The sequence below is a fragment of the Hymenobacter sp. GOD-10R genome (assembly GCF_035609205.1).
Classification (GTDB): Bacteria; Bacteroidota; Bacteroidia; order Cytophagales; family Hymenobacteraceae; genus Hymenobacter.
In genome coordinates, this window is sequence record NZ_CP141184.1 from 4,269,050 (window position 1) to 4,292,143 (window position 23,094).

A 23,094-nucleotide genomic window follows, 5' to 3' on the forward strand; every position below is an offset into this window, starting at 1 on the left:
TTTTGATTGGTGATTCGTGACTTCGCACTGATTGCGCGGCGTGAAGTCACTCACGGCATCCTTAGTGCCGCACCAGCACGCGGGTGGTTTGCTGCAGCGAGCCAGCGCTCAGGCGCACCAAGTACACGCCATTTGCTAGGTTAGCGGTGGGCAAAGCTAGCTCGTGCGCGCCGATGGCTTGGCGGCTAGTTGTGGGCAAGGTATACACGGTAGCCCCGAGTAGGTTAGTCACCGCCAAGCTGACGGGTGCGGCCGAAGCTAGCTCATAGCGCAGGGTAGCCGTGGCGTCGGCAGGATTGGGAGCGGCACTCAGATGCAGCAAGTTCTGCTGGGCTGATTTGGTGGCGAGCACCCCAGGGCGCGTGATGCGGCGCGACGTGTACACGGCGTACTCGCCGGGCTGCAAGGTAATAGCCGCGTTGGGGTCCGTCACGACGCGGGTAGCCCCAGTTAGATAGTTGTACCAAGTGCCAGCCTGCTGAAAGCCGGGGTTCACGTTGGTTGGTACCACGTCAAAGTTGCCGACAACCGTCACGTTCAATCCAGGGCCAGCTAGGTGGATAGTTTTGCCAGCACCCGCGAGCTGCTGCGTATAGGTAGTAGGCGCCTCAAACACCGGTTCATTTACGCGTAGCGCTATTAGGCTGCGGTACACGTCGTAGAGCTGCTTGCGGGCCGGCACTTGCTGGTAGTCCCAGCGAATAGGCTTGTTAGCCGTGCGGCAATTGTCGTTGATCGTGCCGTCCGTGCAGCGGTTGATGCTGAAGTCGTAACCTAGCTCCCCAAACTGCCATACCATCTTCGGGCCGGGTACGGTGAAGAAAAAAGCCGCGGCCATTTCGTCGCGAGCGAGGGCCGTGTTCAGGTCCTTCACGCTGTAAGTGCCAGAACTGTTGCCATAAGCCACGTTCTTGAAGGTCAGGCGCTCCTCATCGTGGCTTTCCATGTAGGTCACGAGGTTGGGCTGGGTCCAAGTGCGGGCGCCGTAGTAGCCGCCGCTGAAATCAGAGCCACCTAGGTAGCCCATCGTAGCCTCGTTGTAGCTACCATTCATATTGCCCCACAACATCAGACCTAGGTCGGCCAGTACTTTCTCCTCGTCATTGTTGCCGAGGTGTTCCAGAATGATGAAAGCATCGGCACTCACGGCCGTAATCGTGTTGCGGTAGTCTTGCCAGATATTTATCCGCGACTGGTCGTACTGGTTCCACTCATCTACGTTTGCGCTTTGCTTCTGCGTAAAGCCCTTGGAGAGGTCGAAGCGGTAGCCATCGATGTGGTATTCCTGAAGCCAATACTCCATCACGCGCTTGCTGAAGTATTTGGTGTAGGGGCTTTCGTGGTTGAAATCGTAACACACGTTGAAAGGGTGCGTGGCATCTTGGTTAAACCATGGACTATTAGCCGCAGGCTTGCCAGTGTTGCCGTTGAAGTAGAGCTGTACCATGGGGCTTTGCCCGCAGGAGTGGTTCAGCACCATGTCCATCACGACGGCGATACCGCGGCGGTGACACTCATCGATAAAGCGCTTGAGGTCGGTTTTGGTACCGTAGTACTTGTCGGGCGCGAAGTAGAACGAGGGGTTGTAGCCCCAGCTTTCGTTGCCCTCAAACTCGTTGAACGGCAGCAGCTCAATTGCATTGACCCCTAGCCGCTGCAAGTAGCTAAGTGTGTCGCGTAGGGTCTTATAATCATGCTGCGCCACGAAGTCGCGCAACAGCAGCTCATAGATAACAAGGTCGGTTTTCTTGGGCCGCTGAAAGTTGGTCACCTGCCAGTTATAGCTAGCTTGGTCCGTTTGCAGCACCGCCACGTTGCCCGTCGTCAAGCCCGTCGGATAGGCTTTTAGGTTGGGGTATGTAACAGGCGGAATGTACTGGTCGTCGGTAGGGCTCAGAATCTTTTCAGTGTAGGGGTCGGCAATGCGCAACTGTCCATCTACCAAAAACTGGTAGGCGTACTCGCGGCCCGGCGCGAGGCCGGTAATATCGAGCCACCAATCTTTGCCGTCTGGTGTGCGATTCATCATCTGAGCGGGCTGCCAACCGTTAAAATCGCCGAGCACGTACACGAATTGCTTTTCAGGCGCCGTGAGCTTCAGGCGCACCGATGTGCTGGAAAGATAAGTGACGCCATCCTTGGTGCCGGCGGGCAGGGCGGCCGTAGGCACATCAGACGAACGCACAATAAATACCACAGAGTCGGACACCGTTTGCGCGCCGCTGTTGCCCTGAATCCGCACGACGTTGCGGCCAACCTGGGTCAAAGGCAGTGAGTACGAGATACTAGTGACACCATACTGCCCGGAAAGCAATGCCTTGTTCAGGTACACTTCCATGCGGGAAGATGCCGAGGCCGCGCCGCTTACCGTCACGGTGGCACCCGCCATCACGAACTGCGGGTTACCGCCCGTGACTGGGCTCGTGATGCGCACGGCATAGCCGCCCTGGAACACGTCCACAAAAATATCAGCGCCCCCGTCGCCGCGGCCGATGGTGTTGCCGGCCGCGTCCTTAAACAGCATACCTAGGCGTAGAATCTGTTCGGCAGCGGGCACGTTGTAGAAGGTGCGCGGCGTCAGCGTAATGGTGTACAGGTTCGGATTGGTGGCGCTGCGCGTCATCAGCGCGGCGGGGTCTGGCTGGTTGAAGCTTGGGCTTTTCACGTAGCGCCAGTTGGTATTGCTGGTGCTAAGGTTCGTAACGACGCCGGTCCAGATGTACACGGGGCCGGTGAAGTTGGCGAGGCCACCGTTCCCTTGGGTCGCGTCGAAGGTGAGTGTGACGGGCGTGTCGTCGCGAAAAAAGTAAGGCTGCGTCGTAACGACTTGCGCTTGGGCCGCAGGCAGGCCAAGGAGCAACAGCAACCAAATCAAACCCGAGAAGAGTCGAAGTTTAGGCATAGAATAGAGAGGTGAATGGGTGGAAGATGGTAGAAGGAAGTACGGATTCTCGCCTGATCCGTCGAGCTGCCGCTCATCTTTGTTTGTAGCTTTGAGGCGGCTTCGGCTGAACTGACGGAAGTTAGGCTTACTGTTTATTGTAAGTCGAACAACTTCCCATCTTCCCTAGGCTAGCTTTTAAAGTCTGCTCATGCTGCGTTGCCCCTTCTCTCCTTACGCTACTTCGTGGCAACGTTTGCTCCTTTTTCTTGCTGGCATCTACTGGTTCACGGCGGCGCGTACGCAAGCCCAACCCTCCCTTTATCAAGCAGATACTAGCCACCACGCGATACGTCACACTGACTCCATTGGTCAGCGCGTCACCACCCAGGCAATGCTACTGCGCCCACCTGCCGATTCGCTGCGGGTGGGCCGGCGGCTGCCTTTGCTCGCGGGTGGGCTAGCAGTAGCCTACACCGGAGGGCTAGTGCTGCTGGGCGAGGCTTGGTACACGGGTCCGCGCACAAAGCTGCACTGGTTCAACGATTTGCCCGAGTGGAAGCAGCTCGATAAAGCCGGACATTTTTGGGGCGCATTCCAAGAAAGCCGGGGCGCCGTAGACATGCTCCGCTGGGCCGGCCTCCCTGACAAGCAGGCCATCTGGTACGGCGGCTTCGTGGGCTTTCTGCTGCAAAGCCCCATCGAGCTGCTCGATGGCCGCGACCCGGCCTATGGCGCCTCAGCCACCGACCTAGCTGCTAACTTCCTAGGGTCGGCGGCGCTCATCGGGCAGCAGCTCACCTGGGGCGAAGTTCGCCTCATGCCGAAGTATTCCTTTCACACCACCCGCTACGCCGAGCTGCGCCCCAATGTGCTCGGCAAATCGCTGGGCGAGCAATTTTTGAAGGACTACAACGGCCACACGTACTGGCTTTGCGCCGACCTAGCTGCTTGGCTGCCTGCCCAAAGCCGTTGGCCCAAATGGCTGCAGCCAGCCGTTGGCTACGGTGCCCAGCAGATGGTGTACAACGACCCTGGCAGCAATGCCGCCCTAGGTTTGCACGCCTATCGCCAGTACTATCTCACCCTCGATGTCAATCTGCTTCGTATTCCCACACGTAGTAAGCTTCTACGCCGCGTGTTTTACGTAGCTAGCATTTTTCACCTGCCGGCACCAGCGTTGGAATTCAACAACCGGCGAGGCTTTGTCTTGCGCGGATTGTACTGGTAGCTTCGTTACTCTAGCGAAGTGACTTTCCCGGTCGCGCAACCGTTACCTTTATCCCACACCCAGCAACAAGTATATGAACGTAGGAGACCGAGTACGCCTGCTTACCGGGCGCGAAGAAGGCATCATCACCCGCCTGCTCGACAACGACCTGGTAGAAGTAGCCATCGATAATGATTTCACGATTCCGGTAATGCGCCGCGAGGTGGTAGTAGTTGCCGCAGAAGAACAAAAAGCGTTCGGCCAGACCGCTAATGCCATTGCTGCCGAGCGCAATGCCGCCGCCGCTGGCACCCGCCAGTCTGCTCCTGGCACTTCTGCCAAGCCGGCTCCGGCGACAGCAAAAGCAGGAACGAAAGCACCGGCTCCCGAGCCCGTACGCGTGCAGAAAGGGCTGTACCTAGCCTTGGTGCACCAGTCTCCGGAGCTGCTGGCGACGCACCTCGTCAACAACACCGACAGCGACTTGCTGTTTACCTACGGCGAAGATCGGGACGGGCAATACCGCGGCTTGTCGTCGGATAAGCTAGGTCCGAAAGCAACGAGTCGCCCACTGGCACATTGGCATTTAAAAGATTTTGAACAATGGCCCGCTGTAGTCATTCAGCTCCTGCCCCACCGCGTGAACGGCGACACAGCTTTTGAACTGCTGACCAAGCGCCAACAGTTTAAAGCGGCCACCTTCTACAACAGCCGCCAACAAGCTCCTATTCTGCAGAAAGAAGCGTATCTCTTTCAGCTCGACGAGAAGCCTGCTGCTCCCGTCGCGCTGGCTCCGGAGAAGCTAGCCGAGCAGCTTAAGCAGCAGCTTACGGGCAACACGCCCCCCAAGCCCGCCGCCGTGGCTCCTGTGCCGGAGCCTGCCAAAGCCATCGTACCGCCCCCCCACGAGTTCGACCTGCACCTGGAGGCGCTCAGCCCGGAAGCCTTGAAAGCGGAGCCACCAATGAGCAACACGGCCATGCTCAAGCTCCAAATTGATGCATTTGAAGATGCCCTGAGCCGCGCCCTTGCTACCAACATGCACGAAATCGTGTTCATTCATGGCTCCGGCAACGGAACCCTGCGCAAGGAGATTCATAAGCTTTTGAGCCGCAACAAAGACATCAAATTCTTTGAAGATGCGCGCAAAGAGAAGTTCGGCTATGGCGCCACACTGGTGCGCCTGAAATAGTAGGGCGCTTACCTAGGTACAGGCCGCTGGGAGTACCTGCCGAAACAGCCAGCACATAGTTATTTACGCCGCAGGCCATGACCAGAGGCGAAGGGGTCCAGTACCAAGCGCGAGTAGGTGGGAAGTGAGCAAAAAATAGTTTTGCCCATATAGAAGTCATGTAGAGCCCCGCGGGGCATGTCGGGTGTACTGGAAACTCTGCTCAGTAGGAACTTCTTACAACAACTGCCCATAAGATGCTCCACGGGGCTCCGCATGCTGCTTTTTAACTTACTGATTATACGCTGTAGAGCGTACCACTACCAAGTCTTTCATACTTACGCGTTTGCCACGGATGTAAACACGACTGTTGCAACCGCGTAAGTAGTAGACTAGCGCATCCACTTTAGCTTTCTGGATTTCTAGGTTGTACCTTGCCTAGTGAAGCATACTATCTATTGTTCGTTTCTGCAGTAATGTCTACTCGTTCTCAATTGCTACCGGCTCTCCCCAAAGCCCCCACTGGTATTGATGGTCTTGATGAAGTTACGGAAGGGGGTTTACCTCGTGGCCGTCCCACATTGATTTGTGGAACAGCAGGCTGCGGCAAGACGCTTATGGGCGTTGAGTTTCTGACGCGAGGCATCCAAGAGTTCGACGAGCCCGGCGTGCTAATGGCTTTCGAGGAGACAGCCGACGAGCTAGCCGCTAACGTCACGTCGCTTGGCTTTGACCTGAAACAGCTGCAAGCCGACAAAAAGCTTCGCATCGACCACGTGCACGTAGACCGTTCCGAGATTGAGGAGACCGGCGAGTACGACCTCGAAGGCTTATTCATTCGGCTAGGGTACGCCATCGACAGCATTGGCGCCAAGCGCGTCGTGCTCGATACCATTGAGTCACTGTTTTCTGGCTTTACGAACCAAGCCATCCTGCGCTCCGAAATTCGGCGGCTGTTCCGCTGGCTCAAGGACAAAGGCGTCACGACGGTCATCACGGCCGAGCGTGGCGAGGGGCAGCTCACCCGACAGGGTTTGGAAGAGTACGTGTCAGACTGCGTGATTCTGCTGGATAACCGCGTCGTAAACCAGATTACGACTCGTCGCCTGCGAATTGTGAAGTACCGCGGCAGCACGCACGGCACCAACGAATACCCGTACCTCATTACCGAGGACGGCATTTCGGTGTTGCCCGTTACGTCCCTCAAACTGGAGCACGAAGTATCAAACGAAGTGGTGTCAACGGGCGTGCCGGGCTTAGACGAGATGTTTACCGGCGGTGGTCTGTACCGGGGCAGTAGCGCGCTCATCACCGGCACGGCAGGCACGGCCAAAACGACGCTCGCTGCCGCTTTTGCCCTAGAGTCCTGCCGTCGCGGCGAGCAGTGCCTGTTCTTCGCTTTTGAAGAATCGCCTCAGCAGCTGATCCGCAACATGCTTTCCGTAGGCATGGACCTGCAACCGTATATCAAGCAAGGGCTACTACACATTGAAGCCTCACGGCCAACCCTCAATGGCTTAGAGCAGCACCTAGTCACGATCCACAAACTGATTGGCGAATACAAGCCTAACACGGTTATTATCGACCCCATCAGCAACCTAGTATCGGTGGGCACCCTGGTAGAAGTGCGCGGCATGCTCACTCGCCTAATCGACTATCTCAAGGTACAAGGTATCACGGCCTTGTTTACGGCTTTAGTAAGCGGCCGCAACACCAACCTAGAGATGACCGAAGAAGGAGTTTCCTCGCTGGTAGACGTCTGGATTCATGTGCGTGACCTCGAAGGCATCGGGGAGCGCAACCGCGGTCTGAGCATTCTGAAAGCACGCGGCATGTCTCACTCCAACCAAGTGCGCGAGTTCTTGGTCACTAGCGAAGGCATTCGGCTGCTCGACGTAGTCCTAGGGCCAACGGGCATTATCACGGGTGCTAGCCGTCATACCCAGTTCTTGCAGGAGCAGGCACAGGCTATGTCCGCTCAGCAAGAAATTGAGCGCCGTGAACGAGAGTTGGAGCGGAAGCGCCGGGTACTGGAAGCCACCATTTCCAACCTACGCACTGAGTTTGAGTCAGTGGAGGAAGAACTCCGCCGTACTAACCGCGAGGAGGAAGAACTCCGCGAGAATCTCACAGTAGGCCGTCGACAGATAGCCGGGCGGCATCCTTCCCAGCAAACTGAGAAATCGCCCGCATCCCCTACTAATTCCTAATTACCCCACCATAGGGAATGCCTTCGGCCCCCTACCTCTGCCCATGGACGAAGAAATTTGGGAACTGCGCTTGTACGTTGCCGGCCAAACGGTTAAATCGGTTACAGCACTAGCCAACCTGAAAAAATACTGTGAGGAGCACCTGAAGGGGCGCTACCAACTGGAAGTAATCGACTTGTTGCAACATCCGCAACTGGCCGAGGGCGACCAGATACTTGCTATTCCGACGCTGGTACGCAAGGTACCCTCCCCCATCCGCAAAATTATAGGCGACCTGTCGAACCAGGAGCGCGTGCTGGTTGGGTTGGATATACGACCTCTTGACCCGAAGTAAGCCGCGCACTATGGAACCAGAGCAAGGCCAGGGGCCGGGCGGTGCTGAGTACGTGCTGCACCTGTATATTACGGGCGCTACCCCCAACTCGACGCAGGCAGTACGCAACTTGAAGGATATCTGCGAACGGTATCTGGCAGGGCGCTATGAGCTTCAGATCGTCGATATATACCAACAGCCAGAAATGGCGCAGGAGGCACGCATTGTTGCGGCTCCCACATTAGTCAAACGGAGTCCGGGTCTGACACGGTGGTTGGTAGGTGACTTGTCAGACCGTCGTCGGGTGTTGGCGCTGCTTGGTCTTTCCCCTGACCCCAACGACCCTTATCTGCATGGCTGATCGTCCGCCGCTTACCGCCACTGAGCTAGCCCAGGAAAATGAGCTGTTGCGTCAACAGTTGCAAGAGGCTGAGGATCTTATTACGGCCATTCGTACCGGCACTATTGATGCCCTAGCGGTGCAGGCGGCCGAAGGACCGCGCATTTTCACCTTAGAAGGCGCCGATCAGAGCTACCGTACCCTCATTGAGCAGATGAACGAGGGGGCGCTGCTGCTGAGTCAGGATGCCACGGTGCTTTACTGCAATGCCTGTCTAGCAGGCTTGCTTGGGCGGCGCATGGAAGCCATCATGGGCACCTCCTTTCGGAGTTTCGTACCCGCCGAGCAGCACACCTACTGGGAGCTGCTGTTAGCCGCAGGCTGGGCTGGGCGCAGCAAGGGTGAAATGCCTTTGGAAACGGCCGATGGTCTGCTCCAGCCTTTTGCACTCGGCCTAAATGTGTTGTCCTTCAACAACACACCCATGCTGGCCGTCATCATCACCGATTTATCGGACAAGCGGGAAATCAACGCTATCCGGGCTCGGGTGGTGGAGCAGAACGATTTGCTGGCGCGTACCAACGAGGAATTGCAGGTACAGGCTCGCGCCCGCCTAGCCGTAGAGCAAGCCGCCGCCGAAACGAGCCGTATTCTAGAAGGCATCCCGCACATTGCCTGGACGGCTGGCCCAAACGGAAGAAACACCTACCTCAACCAGCGCTGGTTTGACTACACGGGTCAACCATCTCCTCACACCTCCTACGACATCCGTACTCAGTTTCATCCTGCCGACCTAGATTCGGCTATGGAACACTGGCGGCATTGCTTGCAGACTTCGCAACCACTGGAAATGGAGTGCCGCATTCGCAACGCGGCGGGTGAATACCGTTGGATGCTGGCCCGGGCGTTGCCGTCGCGCAACGAACAAGGGGAAGTAATTCAGTGGATTGGCACCTATACCGACATTCACGAGCATAAGCTAGGTCAGCAGCGGGAAGCAGAAGCACAGCAACAGTTGCGCGCCAACAACGAGCAGTTGGTGCGCGTGAATGTCGACCTCGACAACTTCATCTACACGGCCTCCCACGACCTGAAGGCCCCGATCACCAATATTGAGGGGTTGGTGTATGAACTGCAAGATCAGCTACCGAAGGAAGGCGAGCTAGGACAAACCGTGGCGCCCTTACTAAGCATGATGCAGGAGGCCGTAGCTCGCTTCCAGCGCACACTTTCGCACCTGAGCGACGTTATTAAGCTTCAAAAGGAGCATCATCAGCCTGCCACCCAAGTAGACCTATCTGCCATTATCCAAGATGTGCAACTGGACTTGCAGCCGCTGATCAAGCAAACTAGTGCGCAGGTGAAAGTGGATGTTACGGCGTGTCCGGCAGTGTCATTTTCGAGCAAGAACCTGCGTTCGGTGGTGTATAACTTGCTGAGCAATGCTGTCAAGTACCGGCATCCACAGCGCACTGCCCAGGTACACTTACGCTGTTATCAGACGGAGGGCTATGTGGTGCTGGAGGTGCAAGACAACGGCCTAGGCTTAAACAAAGAGCAGCAAGCGGAGTTGTTTCAGATGTTTCGGCGCTTTCACGTTGGAATTGAGGGCTCTGGCATCGGCTTGTATATGGTGAAGCGGATGGTAGAGAATGGTGGCGGCATGCTCACCGTCAGCAGTGAAGCGGGTGTTGGCTCTATTTTCTCCGTTTACTTTCGTCACGAAGTGCCCTCACCAGCGTAGAAGTGCTTACATAGTATCTACAAGCGCCTTCTCCTTAAGCTCCAATGCCCAAATTACCCTGTATTCTGCTGGTGGATGATGACCAAACCACTAACTTCCTTAATCAGTTACTGCTAAAGAAGCTTGGTGTAGCCGAGCAGGTTTTGGTAGCGCAGGACGGACAGGCAGCTCTTGATATTCTGAACCAGCAGGGCGACTCACCGGTCTGTCCAGTGCTCATCTTGTTGGACGTGAACATGCCCGGCATGAATGGCATTCAGTTTTTGGAGGCCTACCAGCAGATGTCCCTAGCGCAGCATCAAGCCATCGTCATTATTATGCTCACCACCTCCCTGCATCCGCGCGACGTAGAGCGGGTGCAGCGATTGAGCATTGTAACAGACTTTATCAGCAAGCCGCTCACGGCGGAAAAGATGCAAGCAATTTTGCAGAACCACTTCTAGCCGCTTACCTCGCCTACGGAGCTGCTTGGTCATGGGAAGCTAGGCAGGCATTGCCGCCTAGCTTTAGACCCGGTTTTCATCGCCAGATACTACTGAAAGCACTTGGCTGGACGAGCTTGCTGTGCGGCTTGGTACCTTTTACGCCGCAATGGGCGACATCCGATTTGTGGTAGCCAGGGCGCGGCATCGTACCTTGCGGCTATGTTTCGCACCCTCTTCTTCAGCTTACTTCTTGCGGGCCCTACGGCGGTTCTTGCTCAGTCATATTTACCCATTCCGCGCAATCTTGCGGCTACGTATGCCAAAGGCACGCGGGCACAAAATGGGCAGCCCGGCCCTAGCTATTGGCAGAACACCGCCGACTACGCTATCAAGGTCAACTTCGATCCTTCTTCTCGGCGCATCCTAGGTTCGGTAGCCATTGACTATCTGAATAATAGCCCAGATACGCTCCGGCAGATCCTCTTCAAGCTGTACCCCAACTACTACCAGAAAGGTGCGCCACGCGCGGGCTCGGTGAAGCCAGAAGATGAAAACGACGGCGTGCAGATTCAGCAGATGAGCATCAATGGGCAGGCGCTGGATGTAAGCAGGCTGCGCATCGACGCCACGAATATGCTGGTGCCGGTAGTGAAGCCCATCGGCCCTAAGCAGAAAACCCAGGTGCTGGTCACCTACAGCTACACGCTCAATCAGGGCTCGCACATGCGCACCGGCGAGATTGAGCCCGGCGCTGCTTTTGTGGCCTACTTCTTCCCGCGTATCGCCGTGTACGACGATATCGACGGTTGGAACCGTATCCCGTACACCGGTTCGGCCGAGTTTTACAACGACTTCTGCAACTTCAAAGCCGATGTGACGGTGCCCAAGAACTTCGTAGTGTGGGCCACTGGCGACCTTACGAACGCCGACCAGGTACTCACCAAGAAGTACGCGAAACGCTTGGACGATGCCGGCAAAAAGGACGGCATCACAACCATCATTGATGCCACTGACCTAGGTCGGCGCGATATTACGGCTACTAAGCCACAGAATACCTGGCACTTTGAGGCGGAAAACGTAACCGACTTTGTGTTTGCTACTGCCGACCATTATGTGTGGCAGGCCAGCAGCCTGGTGGTTGACCCGGCCACGAAGCGCCGTACCCGTGTGGATGCAGCATACAATCCCAGGCATAAAGATTTTGAGGAAGTTACGGCGTTTGCGCGCCGTACGGTGGAGGCTATGAGCTACACCTTTCCGAAGTGGCCTTACCCCTACTCGCACGAAACCGTATTCGACGGTCTCGACCAAATGGAATATCCGATGATGGTGAACGACAACCCGCTCGACAAGCGCGAGGACGTCATCACCCTCACCGACCACGAGATATTCCACACGATGTTTCCCTTCTACATGGGCATCAACGAAACCAAGTATGGGTGGATGGACGAGGGTTGGGCAACCATTGGAGAGTGGGTTATTTCGTCACTCATCGAGCCGAAGTTCACCGATGAGTACGGCGTGACACCCTACGCGCGCGCCGCCGATACCGAGGCCGACTTGCCCATTACGACGCTCACTACGCAGCAAAACGGCACGCCCTTCTTCCTCAACTCCTACCCTAAGCCGGGCCTAGGTTACCTCTACGTGAAGGACTTACTCGGCGACGAGCTGTTTACCAAAGCCCTCCACACCTACATCCGGAACTGGAATGGCAAACACCCTATGCCCTTCGATTTCTTCAACAGCATGAATGCTGGAGCTGGCCGCAACCTAAATTGGTTCTGGCAGCGCTGGTTCTTCGACCTAGGCTACCCCGACCTAGCTATTGCAAGCGTCACTAAACAGAGCAATGGCTACGCCGTCGCGGTAGAATCGAAAGGCACTAAACCCGTTCCGGTTGACTTAACCGTAACCTTCGCCGACAATTCCACCCAGAAATTTCATCGCACTATCGAAGTGTGGGAAAAGGGCGAAAAGTCGGTAAATGTGACTTTTTCGGCGGATAAGGAGGTAAAGAAGGTGACGCTAGGAAGCACGTACGTACCAGATAGCTACCCAAAGGATAATACGTGGGAAGGGAAATAAGTACTTATCTCAAGCAACTTAGTTATACATCTTGCAGTCGCTCGGCACAACCAAGCGACTGCAACGCGTTCAAGAAAAGCTAGTTAGTTTACCGAATAGCTCAACCCTTCATCGTACTTGAACAGCGGATACCCCGCCCCTTCTTGGTACCCTGGCACATCTTCCTTCTGGTTCTTAGCCGCTTCTTCGGAAATGGGCGTGGTGAAAGGCATTTTGCCGGTGGGGTTAAACTTACCGCTAATAACATCTAGCAAGGCTTCCGGTGTGGTGCCGAAGGTAGCTACTACCCCTTTGAAACGACCCTTCGTATCGTTGTTGTAGATTTCGTTGATCACCCATGGACTAGTGTAATTCACGGCAAGAATAGTTGGCTTCTTGGCCGTCAAGGCGTTGATGTAAGCGACATCTACAGCATTTTTAGACAGCGACAGATACAGCGGCGAACCATCGGAGGCGAAGAGTGGCTTGCCGCTGGGTTTTAACCACAGTAGAATAACATCCGCTTCCTCGGGCGTTTTTACAAACTCTAGGGTAGCTTGCTCGCCGTTGGCAGCATACACGTCACCAGGGCCAGCATCGGGGGTGCCGTATCTTTTCTGGTAGGACTTGAAGTAAACTTTGGTTTTCCCCTTGAGCGGCAACGCTTTGGTATCGTTGCGCAACAACACGATAGACTTGCGTAGCGCCACATTTGCCCTGGCCGCAAACTGCGGGTTGTTCACAATTTTCTCGGCGGCATCTTCGTCCACGTAGGGGTTCTCGAACAGGCCTAGGTCAAACTTCTCCAGCAAGAGCCGCCGGATCGAGTCGTCAATTAGGGCCATATCCGTGGGGTTGGTCTGCACGGTTTTCAGCAGTTCGGCAGGGTCGGCGGTGCCCGCGAACAGGTTCACCCCCGATTGCAAGGCGCGATGGTAGCGCTGGGTAATCGACCAGCTCTCCGCACCCCAGGGCATCATCTCGATTGGCCCGGTATCAGAGTTGATAATGCCTTTGAAACCTAGCTCCATACGTAGCAAGTCGTGAATGACGCCTCGGTTATAAGCATAAGCAACCTCTTCGTACTTCGTCCCGACGGGCATCGAGTAGTAAGGCATGATGGCCGAAGTGCCCGCTTTGATGGCAGCTTTAAATGGGATAAGGTTGTTGGCCAGCATGTTGCCGGGAAAGACCTCCGTTTTACCCCAGTCAAAGTGCGGATCTTGGCCGTCCTTGCCGGCGCCACCACCCGGAAAGTGTTTGGTGGTCATGGCCACGGAAGTAGGACCTAGCTTTGGTCCCTGAAAGCCGAGTACTATCTGGGTTATCATCTGGCCAGCCCACTCGGCATTTTCCCCGAAGGTGCCATCGACGCGTTGCCAGCGGGGTTCGGTGGCGAGGTCGGCCATGTACATGTAGCCTTTGCGCAACCCGGTAGCGGCCCACTCCTGCCGGGCAATGTCGGCAAATTCGCGCGTCAGCTTGAGGTCGCGCATGGCCGACAGACCTAGCTCGCCGGGCCAGGTTGAGAAGGCGGTTTGCCCCACGCTGGTGCCTATGGCTGCCGTGGCCGTCACGTGGTTGCGCGGGTTGGAGGCCACAATGGCCGGAATGCCCAGCGGTTGCTGCTCGCAAAGCGCCTGGAGCTTATTGGCCCACTCGGCCATCGTACGGGCACTCGTGCTGGCCCGCAGAATAAAATGCCGCAAGTGATACTGCGTTACGGCTTTGGTGGTGCCGGCGGCGTTCATTAAGGGCACAGGTAAGGGCTTGCGCGTGAACATATTGGTGGTAGCCACCAAGTCTTCCTCGTTGAAGTTGCTGGTAATCGGCTCCTTGTTCTTGGGTGCCTCAAAGGCCCAGTCGTTTTGCAAGCGGGTGGTGCTGATCAGCATAAAACCCACCTTCTCCTCCACCGACATACGCGCTAGCAGGTCCTTGCTGCGCGCCTCCGCCGACAAGCGCCAGTCTTCGTACGGGTCAAGCTTGCCGTTTTTGTTCAGATCCTTGAATTTCAACGTGCCCACCTGAATAATCTTGGCCGAGCGGTTCCCTAGGTTCGGTTGTGGTACGCAGTTTTTGGTTTGGCCTTGCGCTGAGCCACAAACGCTGAGCAACGCAAGACCAATCCACCAGGCGCTCCTGCCACTTTTCCGCGGGACGCTGAGTGAATCAAGAGGTGCTACAGCAAATGATGAAGGGGTAAAAATTTGCATAGTTGTTGGTGGGTTTGGGGTGGGATTGGCAGACCGGCACACTACGGCAAACCTAGGTGCAGGGAGAGCATGTAAGTACGTGAAATTCCCGGATGTACGTCACGGCGAATGAGCTCTATACAACTGATGAACAAGCAACTAAAAAGGCCACCCGTTTGGGTGGCCTTTTTGACTATAGCTAGCAAGCTAGGTTCTATAGGTGTGCAATCGGGTCGGCAGTGCCGTCTGGATCGTTTTTCACAGTGCCGCTTGTAGTAAACGACTTGCCCCTCATCAGCAGCACGCCGGCCATGTGCGGTGTGGCCATCGAGGTTCCACTGATCGTATTGTAGCCCCCGTTCAGCCACGTCGACTGAATACTTACACCGGGCATGCAGTAATCAACAGGTGGGTTGCCGTAGTTGGAGAACGAAGCCCACGAATCTGTGTTATTCATGGCCGAGATGGTGAAGATGTTAGCTCCATTCACGCGGCCCGGGGAAGAAGTGGTAGCGCTCGTTGACTCATTGCCAGCAGCCAGAGCAAACAGTACGTTGGCAGAAGCTTTAGCAACGGCATCATCTAGCGCTTGCGAGACGCCACCACCTAGGCTCATGTTAGCTACATCGCCCACTTTGCCGTTGGCAGCTACATAATCGACGCCAGCAATAACGCCAGAGTTGGAGCCACTACCACGTGAGTCGAGCACGCGCACGGCTACCACGGTAGCGCCAGCAGCCACTCCTACCACACCAATGGTGTTGTTTTTGGCGGCAATAGTACCCGAAACGTGGGTACCGTGGCCGTTGCCGTCGTCAGGAGAGGCATAATTGGCGCCACTAGTCAGAAACGATTTGCTGCGGGCCACATCTACGTTCAGGTCAGGGTGGTCGAGGTCGATACCCGTATCGATGATCCAAGCAGTTTTGCCGGTGCCGTCGCCAGTGCCCACGCGGGCAATGCCGTACGGCGTGGTTTGAGTAGGCTGCGTAGTGCCGCCCCCGGTGCTTGGTTTACCGAGCGCAATAATCTGATCCTGCTCTACGTATGCTACGCGGGCATCTTTGCGCAGCTCCGCTACTTCGCCGGGGGTGAGCGAGGCAGAAAAGCCTTTGAGCACGTGGCCGTATGCCAGGCCCATAGCTTCCTGCTTCACGCCTTTTTCCTTCAGCAAGCCTTGGCCTACGTTCTTTACTTTCTTCACTTTCGTGTCGTACGAATCGCCAGTCGTAATTTCTACCGTGCCATCCTTTAGAACGACTATGTACTGACCCGCAATCAGATCTTCGCCGGTTTTGGCGTCGTTGCTGCTTTGCCCTACAACTGCATCTGAAGGGCTAACCTGTTCGGTGGAGCAAGCCGTGAACATAGAAGCACCTGCTACGACTGAAGCACCTAGCAACCAAGAGGCGAAGCGGGGATTTAGTGGTTGTCTTTGCATTTTGTGAGTGGGTTGGAGAGAGAAGAATGGTGTGACACCTGGTGTTGAAGAGTTGAGCGGAGTAATTAAATACCCGTATCAGCCCCCTACTTTCCAGGATTGAGAATGTGAAATGTAGGAATCTTTACACACCATCCATCATTACCTAGTCCAAGCCCAATTGGGATAGTACCAAAATCAGCCATTATCTAGTGTCAAAATCCGCCCTCTTTGCCGAGAAATACCAGATTTAGAAATAACACCAGTATTTGTGACATTCAAAAAACTAAATACTATTAGTAGCTGCCTTACGCTTCTCAACTGCGCGCACCTGATGCATCGCATTAAGCCAGCTACGGCTAGCTTTTGCCGTCGCCGACTAACCCTATAGCCTAAGTGGCGCGTGGCTAATCCATTCTATTCGCCTACCTTTACCCCGTGATGAGTCGCTCCACCGCGGCGCCAGCTTCAAACCTGGTGACGAGGAAAGTCCGGGCAACGCAGAGCACCCTGCTTCCTAACGGGAAGGATGGGCCGCAAGGCTCAGACAGCCAGTGCCACAGAAAATTACCGCCTACGTTGCTTTCGGGCAGCCGGTAAGGGTGAAAAGGTGCGGTAAGAGCGCACCAGCGGCTAGGTAACTAGTCCGGCTGGGTAAACCTCAGGGGTTGAAAGACCAAATAAGCGGGCACGCGGACTTTCGGGTCTGCACCGGGCGGCTCGCTCGGCGTCCGTGGGTAGGTTGATGGAGCCTTTTCGTGAGAACTGGCCTAGATAAATGGTGGAGACGCAACTTCGGTTGTGGACAGAACCCGGCTTACAGACTCGTCACCCTCTACAACGCCCCCCACAACCTAGGTTGCGGGGGGCGTTTGCATTTCAGCCCAACTTGGGTACTCGCACCAATTCAATCATTTTTGTACAAAACTTTGGCCATTGGATAATACGCGGTTTGCTGCGTAGGCGTCAGCGCCACCGACAGGATCAGTTAGTTCTGGCTTTCCCTACTAGGATAGTAGCGAGTTGTTGCGTGTGCAGTAAGCGTATAAAGCACTATTTCAAGTACGCTGAAGCAGGTTTTTACCACTAGCTCCCCACTTGCGCAACCGGCAATAAAAGGCTTACATTTAATCATCGCCCTTGCTGATAGCGTGTGTTCAGCTCTCTTGCTACACCGCTCCCGAGTCACCACCTTTTGCAAGCCCTACTACCTAGGGCAATGCCCTGCTTGTGCGGGCTACTTGCTTGCGACTCATCTTTCCACCAATTCCCACCCATTATGAAACGTATTTTTACCTCCCTCGTGGGAGCGGTTGCGCTATGCTTGCTCGGCCAGACTTCCACCCACGCCCAAACCTATCAGCAAGTCTGGGCCGATGAATTTAACACGGGCATCAGCTCTAGCTGGGTGTTCGAAACTGGTGGCGGTGGCTGGGGCAACAACGAGAAGCAATATTACCAGCGTGCAAACGCTAGCGTTGTCAACGGCATCCTGCAAATCACGGCGAAAAAGGAAACAGTTGGCGGCATGTCCTACACGTCATCCCGCATGAAAACGCAGGGCCTCAAGGAGTTTAAATTTGGTAAGATTGAAGCACGCATGAAGCTCCCACTCGGCCAGGGGCTGTGGCCGGCATTTTGGATGCTGGGAAGTAACATCAACACCGTCAGCTGGCCGGCTTGCGGCGAAATCGATGTGATGGAGCACATTAACGCCGAAAACAAAGTGTACGGCACCGTGCACTGGGACAGCAATGGGCACGCCGAGTACGGTGGCAACCTCGTGACTACGCCGCAAGACTACCACGTGTACAGCATAGAATGGGAGCCTACGTATATCCGCTGGTTCGTGGACGGGGTTAAGTACCACGAAATCAACATCACCAACGGTACCGGCAGCACCGAAGAGTTTCAACGCCCCTTCTTCCTGCTGTTGAACCTAGCCGTCGCCGGCAACTGGCCCGGCCAAACGGTAGACGAGAGCAAGCTGCCCGCGACCATGTACGTCGACTACGTGCGGGTATACCAGAAATCTGGTACCACCACTCCTACCCCTACCGCAAACCTGATTCAGGCAGAGAGCTACAGCTCCATGAACGGGGTACAACTCGAAACAACCTCTGATACGGGTGGCGGCCAGAACGTGGGCTACATTGATCAGGGTGATTGGATGGCTTACAGCAACATCAACTTTCCGGTGTCGGGCAACTACACGCTGGAGTACCGCGTGGCGAGCCCCAGCGGCGGTACGCTGTCGTCGGATCTAAACTCTGGCTCCATTCAGCTAGGCAACACGGCTGTTCCGGCTACAGGCGGCTGGCAAACCTGGACGACGGTTTCCCGCACGGTTTACGTCAATGCGGGCACGTACAGCTTCGGGGTGTTTGCTCAAACTGGCGGTTGGAACCTCAACTGGATTCGAATCACGCCACCTGCTGGCGCGGGTACGAGTGCGGTACTTACGACCCAGAGCAGTTCAAAACTCAATCGGGCCGACCAGCCCCTACAGCTGTACCCGAACCCAGTAGTCGACAAGCTGTACGTATCGGCGCCTGACCTAGCATTAGACGGTAGCCTGTACCAGATTCTGGACGCGCAAGGTCGAAAGGTCGGCAACGGTTCTTTTGCCAGTGGCACTGCTGATGTCGCGACTTTGCCGCCTGGCATGTATGTGCTGGTAGTGCAGGCTAATGGGCAGCAGCTTACCCAGCGCTTTATCAAATAGCTTCTGCTTTCCTCTCCTAACAGGCTACCCATATTGGGTAGCCTGTTTTTACGTGCCCATCAGCCAGAATGCCAGGATATAGCTAGCTTTTTTCGTTGTGTTGTAGCTGCCTGCCTCTAGCCTAACAGGGGAGTCCTCTTTTCTAACAGACAGCCCAAAAACTAGTAGGCTACGTGTGATGTAAGTGCTTAAACACACTTTCTGTTGCGCTTGCGCCGTTTTTCTTGGGCTCTTAAGGCTTGCATTTACCCCCACCAAGCCAATACCTTCGTTGCATGTCGCGTGCTTTAGGAGCTTTGTTTGCGCACAAGTAACGTCAGCCAAAGCACCTTCTTTGACTTGGCTCGTCTACCTAGCTCTGCTAAGCCAAGTACATTTGCCGCAAGCTGTACTCGCTATTTAAGTTGATTCAGTACTGAGCGGTGCGGCATCCTTCGTTTTCCATCCTTTCTACCCATGCACAAAAACCTAGTTGCTGTCCTGATTGCTTCCGCGCTCGGCACCACCGCCTCGGCGCAAAAAACTATCACTTCTGCTGCTCCTAAGTCGTATTCGGCGGTTGGTAAGCAAGTACAGGTGTATACCACCGCTGCCAGCACTCAGCAGCGCCTCACCGCTGGCGAAAAGCTTTCCTTCCAAGAAGTTGGGCAGCCACTCGAAACCCAGCCCACCATCTTTGTTGATCCCAACCACGCCTTTCAAACGCTAGTGGGTATTGGCGGCGCCCTCACCGATGCTTCGGCCGAAACCTTCGCCAAGCTCTCCAAGGCGCAGCAGCAAGAGTTTATGCAAGCCTACTACAGCCCCACGAAAGGCATTGGCTACACCCTAGGTCGCACCAACATTGCTAGCTGCGACTTTTCCAGCGACAGCTACGCCTACATAGCCGACAACGACAAGGAACTCAAGACCTTCAACGTCAAGCACGACGAGAAGTACCGTATTCCTTTCATCAAGCAAGCCATAGCCGCGGCTGGGGGCAAGCTCACAATGTACGTGAGCCCCTGGAGCCCGCCTGCTTGGATGAAAGATAACAACAGTCTGGTGAAAGGGGGCAAGCTGAAGCCCGAGTTTCGCCAGAGCTGGGCTAATCACTACGTGAAGTTCATCAAAGAATATGAGCGCCAAGGCATTCCGATCTGGGGCCTAACGGTGCAGAACGAGCCCATGGCGAAGCAAACCTGGGAGTCATGCATTTTCACAGCCGAAGAGGAGCGCGACTTCGTGAAAGGGTACCTAGGTCCGACCTTGCAAAAAGGTGGGCTAGGCGACCGGAAGCTGATCGGCTGGGACCACAACCGCGACCTAATGTACCAGCGGGCCAGCACGTTATTCGACGACCCTGAGGCTAGCAAATACTATTGGGGCCTCGGCTACCACTGGTACGAAACCTGGACCGGCAGCGGCATGCAGTTCGACAATGAGCGCCGTGTGCACGAAACCTACCCCACCAAGAACCTCGTCTTCACCGAAGGCTGCATTGAGAAATTCGACTTCTCGAAAGTGAACGACTGGGCGCTGGGCGAACGGTACGGTAACTCCCTTATCAACGACTTCAACGCGGGCACCGTGGCGTGGACCGACTGGAACATCTTGCTCGACGAAACCGGCGGCCCTAACCACGTGGGCAACTTCTGCTACGCCCCGGTTATTGGCGATACGAAGTCCGGCAAGCTCATTTACACCAATATTTACTACTATATCGGCCACTTTTCCAAGTTCATCCGGCCTGGTGCGAAGCGCATTGCCACCGCTTCCAGCCGCGACGTGCTGCAAACCACCGCTTTCCTGAACACGGATGGTAAAGTGGCCGTGGTGGTCATGAACAGCACCGACAAAGAGCAGGCTTTCCAACTTTGGATCAAAGGTCAGGCGGCCAACGCTACGAGTCAGCCTCACTCCATCATGACGATGGTGGTGAACTAACGCGTAGCGCGAAGCCTCAGCTTCGCGCTATATCACTGGCAGCCGCCAAAAAGAAAGCGAGGCTTCGGAAGTAACTTCCGAAGCCTCGCTTTCTTTTTGGCTGTTCAGACCTAGCCGAGCAAGTTAGTCTACTAGTTCAAACGTGTCCTGTAGACGAATATCACTCGATGCGCTGCCGATCATTAGGCGGAACTCGCCGGGCTCGGTGGTCCACTTCATATCGGGGTTGTAGAAGGCTAGCTTGTCTTGGTCGAGGGTGAACGTTAGGGTCTTGCTCTCACCAGGTTTGAGCATCACTTTTTGGAAGTCCTTTAGCTCTTTCACCGGGCGCGTCACGCTGGCTACCACATCACGCAGATACAGCTGCGCAACTTCCTCACCGGCGTATTTGCCCTTATTGGTGAGCGTTAAGCTTACGGTGAGCTTATCCGCTTTTCGCAGTTGTTTCGTATTGATCTTCAAGCCGCTGTACTCAAATGTGGTATAGCTTAAGCCATAGCCAAAAGCAAAGCGCGGCGAATTCGGCATATCGAGGTAAGCCGAGCGGTAGTTGGTGTCCTTGTCGTTGGCGGAGGGGCGGCCAGTGCTTTTGGCAGCGTAGAAAATGGGGATCTGACCTAGAGAACGAGGAAAGCTCATGGGCAGCTTACCGGCCGGATTGTAGTCGCCTACGAGCACGTCGGCTATGGCATTGCCAGCTTCCGAGCCGAGCCACCAAGTGTAGAGAATAGCCGGTGCATGGTCGGCTGTCCAGTTGAAAATGAGCGGTCGGCCAGCCATTAGGAGCACCACGACGGGCTTACCAGTTTGCACAATAGCTTTAATCAATTCCTCCTGCTGGCCGGGCAAGTAGATTTCGGCTCGCGACTTGGCCTCGCCGCTCATGTCGCGGGCCTCCCCTACCGCCATCACGACCACGTCAGCTTGTTGGGCCGTTTTTATGGCGTCTGCAAAGCCGGCCTGCGAGTCACCGGTAATGCCGCAGCCTTTGGCGTAGAGCAGCTTTGCCGTTTTCCCAAGCTTGTTTTGCAAGCCTTCGTACAAGCTCACCACCTGTGTCGAATCGGTCGATACATTCCAGAAACCTAGGTGCTGCGTCTTGCTCTGGCCCAACGGCCCAATGATGGCCACGGTCTTCGCCTGCTTCGACAGGGGCAGCACGTTGTTTTCGTTTTTCAGCAGCACGATAGATTTGCGGGCTACCTCGCGGGCAATAGCGCGGCTCTGCGGGTCGGCCAGTACCTGCTTTTCGCGCTTCTCGTCAGAAAACTTATAGGGGTCATCGAAGAGACCTAGCTCAAATTTCTTGCGCAGCACGCGGCGCACGGCGTCGTTTAGCAGCGCTTCCGGCACTTTGCCTTCGCGCACCAGCCCGGGCAGATTGGGTAGGTAGCTGCGACTTTCCATATCCATGTCGCTGCCTGCTGTAATGGCTTCCAGCGCGGCTTCCTTGTTGTCTTTGGCGTAGCCGTGGGCTATCATCTCGCCGATGGAGCCCCAGTCACTCACCACGAAGCCCTGGTAGTTCCACTGCTTTTTCAGGATGTCGCGCTGCAAGTAGCTATTGCCGGTTGCCGGAATACCGTTCAGCTCGTTGAAGGAGTTCATGAACGTAGCCGCGCCGGCATCGGCGGCGGCTTTGAAGGGAGGCAGGTACACTTCCCACAACATCCGCTCACTCATATCAACAGCGTTGTAGTCGCGGCCGGCAATGGCGGCACCATAAGCAGCAAAGTGCTTGGCACAGGCCATTACGGCATCCGTGCTACCTAGCGTTGAGCCCTGAAAACCGAGCACGCGGGCTTTGGCAATCAGTGAACCTAGGTAGGGATCTTCCCCGGCTCCTTCCATCACGCGGCCCCAGCGCGGGTCGCGGGCAATATCCACCATGGGGGCAAAGGTCCAGTGCTGACCAGCGGCGGCGGCCTCGCGGGCAGCTACGTGTGCTGACTGCTGAATGGCCGCTAGGTCCCAACTAGCGGCCTCGCCCAAAGGAATCGGGAAGGTTGTTTGGTACCCGTGAATTACATCGAGGCCGAATAGCAGCGGAATTTTCAGGCGCGACTTCAGGGCCTCGGCTTGCAGAGCACGAGTGCGAGCGGCGCCTTTCACATTCAGCATTGACCCAACTTGGCCCTTTTGGATCTGACCTAGCTTGTTGTTGTCGGTCACGGCGGGGCCGGTAGCGGCGTCGCCAGTGTACTGGTTGAGCTGCCCGACCTTTTCCTCCAGCGTCATTTGCGCTATCAGCTCATCGAGGCGCTGATCAATGGTTTTGGTGGAGGCAGTACTCGATTTTTTGGTTTTCTGGGCTTGCGCGGCAACTGGTGATAAAAGCAGCACGCTGGCTGCTAGGCTCGCGCCCAACAGGAGGCGGGAAAGTTCAGGCATACGAAATGGTTGGATAGGTCAAGACCTAGGTTCCTCAGAACACACTGCTGTGTATTCCGACAAACCTAGGTCTTGA

14 protein-coding genes and 1 other RNA gene are annotated in these 23,094 nt (G+C 55.7%); 11 read left to right on the forward strand and 4 right to left on the reverse strand.

Translation table 11 applies throughout. The annotated features are described in order from the left end of the window. Positions 1-61 precede the first annotated feature (61 nt). A complete protein-coding gene (locus tag SD425_RS17090; protein ID WP_324671155.1) occupies positions 62-2,902 on the reverse strand; it encodes an alpha-amylase family glycosyl hydrolase in 2,841 nt (946 codons plus the stop codon). Between the two features lie 190 nt (positions 2,903-3,092). Between SD425_RS17090 and SD425_RS17095 the strand changes: the two genes are divergently transcribed. The 8 genes from SD425_RS17095 (at position 3,093) to SD425_RS17130 (ending at position 12,382) form a co-directional block, all read left to right on the forward strand. Beyond that, entirely contained in the window at positions 3,093-4,112 is a 1,020-nt protein-coding gene (locus SD425_RS17095; protein WP_324671156.1) for a DUF2279 domain-containing protein, read from the forward strand. A 73-nt stretch (positions 4,113-4,185) separates the two neighbouring features. Then, complete coding sequence (locus SD425_RS17100; protein WP_324671157.1) at positions 4,186-5,283, forward strand: Smr/MutS family protein; 1,098 nt, start codon at positions 4,186-4,188, stop codon at positions 5,281-5,283. Between the two features lie 455 nt (positions 5,284-5,738). After that, complete coding sequence (kaiC, locus tag SD425_RS17105) at positions 5,739-7,472, forward strand: circadian clock protein KaiC (protein ID WP_324671158.1); 1,734 nt, start codon at positions 5,739-5,741, stop codon at positions 7,470-7,472. Positions 7,473-7,515: 43 nt separating this feature from the next. Continuing rightward, on the forward strand, positions 7,516-7,806 hold the full coding sequence (locus SD425_RS17110; protein WP_324671159.1) for a circadian clock KaiB family protein: 291 nt from the start codon (positions 7,516-7,518) through the stop codon (positions 7,804-7,806). Between the two features lie 10 nt (positions 7,807-7,816). Then, entirely contained in the window at positions 7,817-8,146 is a 330-nt protein-coding gene (locus tag SD425_RS17115) for a circadian clock KaiB family protein (RefSeq protein ID WP_324671160.1), read from the forward strand. Further along, the gene (locus tag SD425_RS17120; protein WP_324671161.1) at positions 8,139-9,869 is read left to right on the forward strand and encodes an ATP-binding protein; all 1,731 of its coding nucleotides are present in this window, start codon (positions 8,139-8,141) and stop codon (positions 9,867-9,869) included. Before SD425_RS17115 ends, SD425_RS17120 begins: the two co-directional genes overlap by 8 nt. A gap of 44 nt (positions 9,870-9,913) precedes the next feature. After that, positions 9,914-10,312, forward strand: coding sequence for a response regulator (locus tag SD425_RS17125; protein WP_324671162.1), 399 nt, complete (start codon positions 9,914-9,916; stop codon positions 10,310-10,312). A gap of 201 nt (positions 10,313-10,513) precedes the next feature. Beyond that, on the forward strand, positions 10,514-12,382 hold the full coding sequence (locus SD425_RS17130; RefSeq protein WP_324671163.1) for a M1 family metallopeptidase: 1,869 nt from the start codon (positions 10,514-10,516) through the stop codon (positions 12,380-12,382). An 83-nt stretch (positions 12,383-12,465) separates the two neighbouring features. On the opposite strand, the gene SD425_RS17135 is transcribed toward SD425_RS17130, so the two are convergent. Beyond that, complete coding sequence (locus SD425_RS17135; RefSeq protein WP_324671164.1) at positions 12,466-14,577, reverse strand: glycoside hydrolase family 3 protein; 2,112 nt, start codon at positions 14,575-14,577, stop codon at positions 12,466-12,468. A 193-nt stretch (positions 14,578-14,770) separates the two neighbouring features. Continuing rightward, complete coding sequence (locus SD425_RS17140; protein ID WP_324671165.1) at positions 14,771-15,997, reverse strand: S8 family serine peptidase; 1,227 nt, start codon at positions 15,995-15,997, stop codon at positions 14,771-14,773. Between the two features lie 417 nt (positions 15,998-16,414). Here SD425_RS17140 and rnpB point away from each other — a divergent pair. The 3 genes from rnpB to SD425_RS17155 all read left to right on the forward strand — a co-directional run bounded on the left by rnpB (position 16,415) and on the right by SD425_RS17155 (position 20,627). Further along, an RNA gene (gene rnpB, locus SD425_RS17145) (RNase P RNA component class A) lies at positions 16,415-16,812 on the forward strand. Positions 16,813-17,255: 443 nt separating this feature from the next. Beyond that, positions 17,256-18,701 (forward strand): carbohydrate-binding protein, encoded by a 1,446-nt coding sequence (locus SD425_RS17150; RefSeq protein ID WP_324671166.1) that lies wholly within the window; start codon positions 17,256-17,258, stop codon positions 18,699-18,701. 456 nt (positions 18,702-19,157) lie between these two features. Continuing rightward, positions 19,158-20,627 carry a glycoside hydrolase family 30 protein gene (locus SD425_RS17155; protein ID WP_324671167.1) on the forward strand — a complete coding sequence of 490 codons (1,470 nt, stop codon included), beginning with the start codon at positions 19,158-19,160 and terminating at the stop codon, positions 20,625-20,627. A 123-nt stretch (positions 20,628-20,750) separates the two neighbouring features. On the opposite strand, the gene bglX is transcribed toward SD425_RS17155, so the two are convergent. Beyond that, a complete protein-coding gene (gene bglX / locus SD425_RS17160; protein ID WP_324671168.1) occupies positions 20,751-23,018 on the reverse strand; it encodes a beta-glucosidase BglX in 2,268 nt (755 codons plus the stop codon). Positions 23,019-23,094 lie beyond the last annotated feature (76 nt).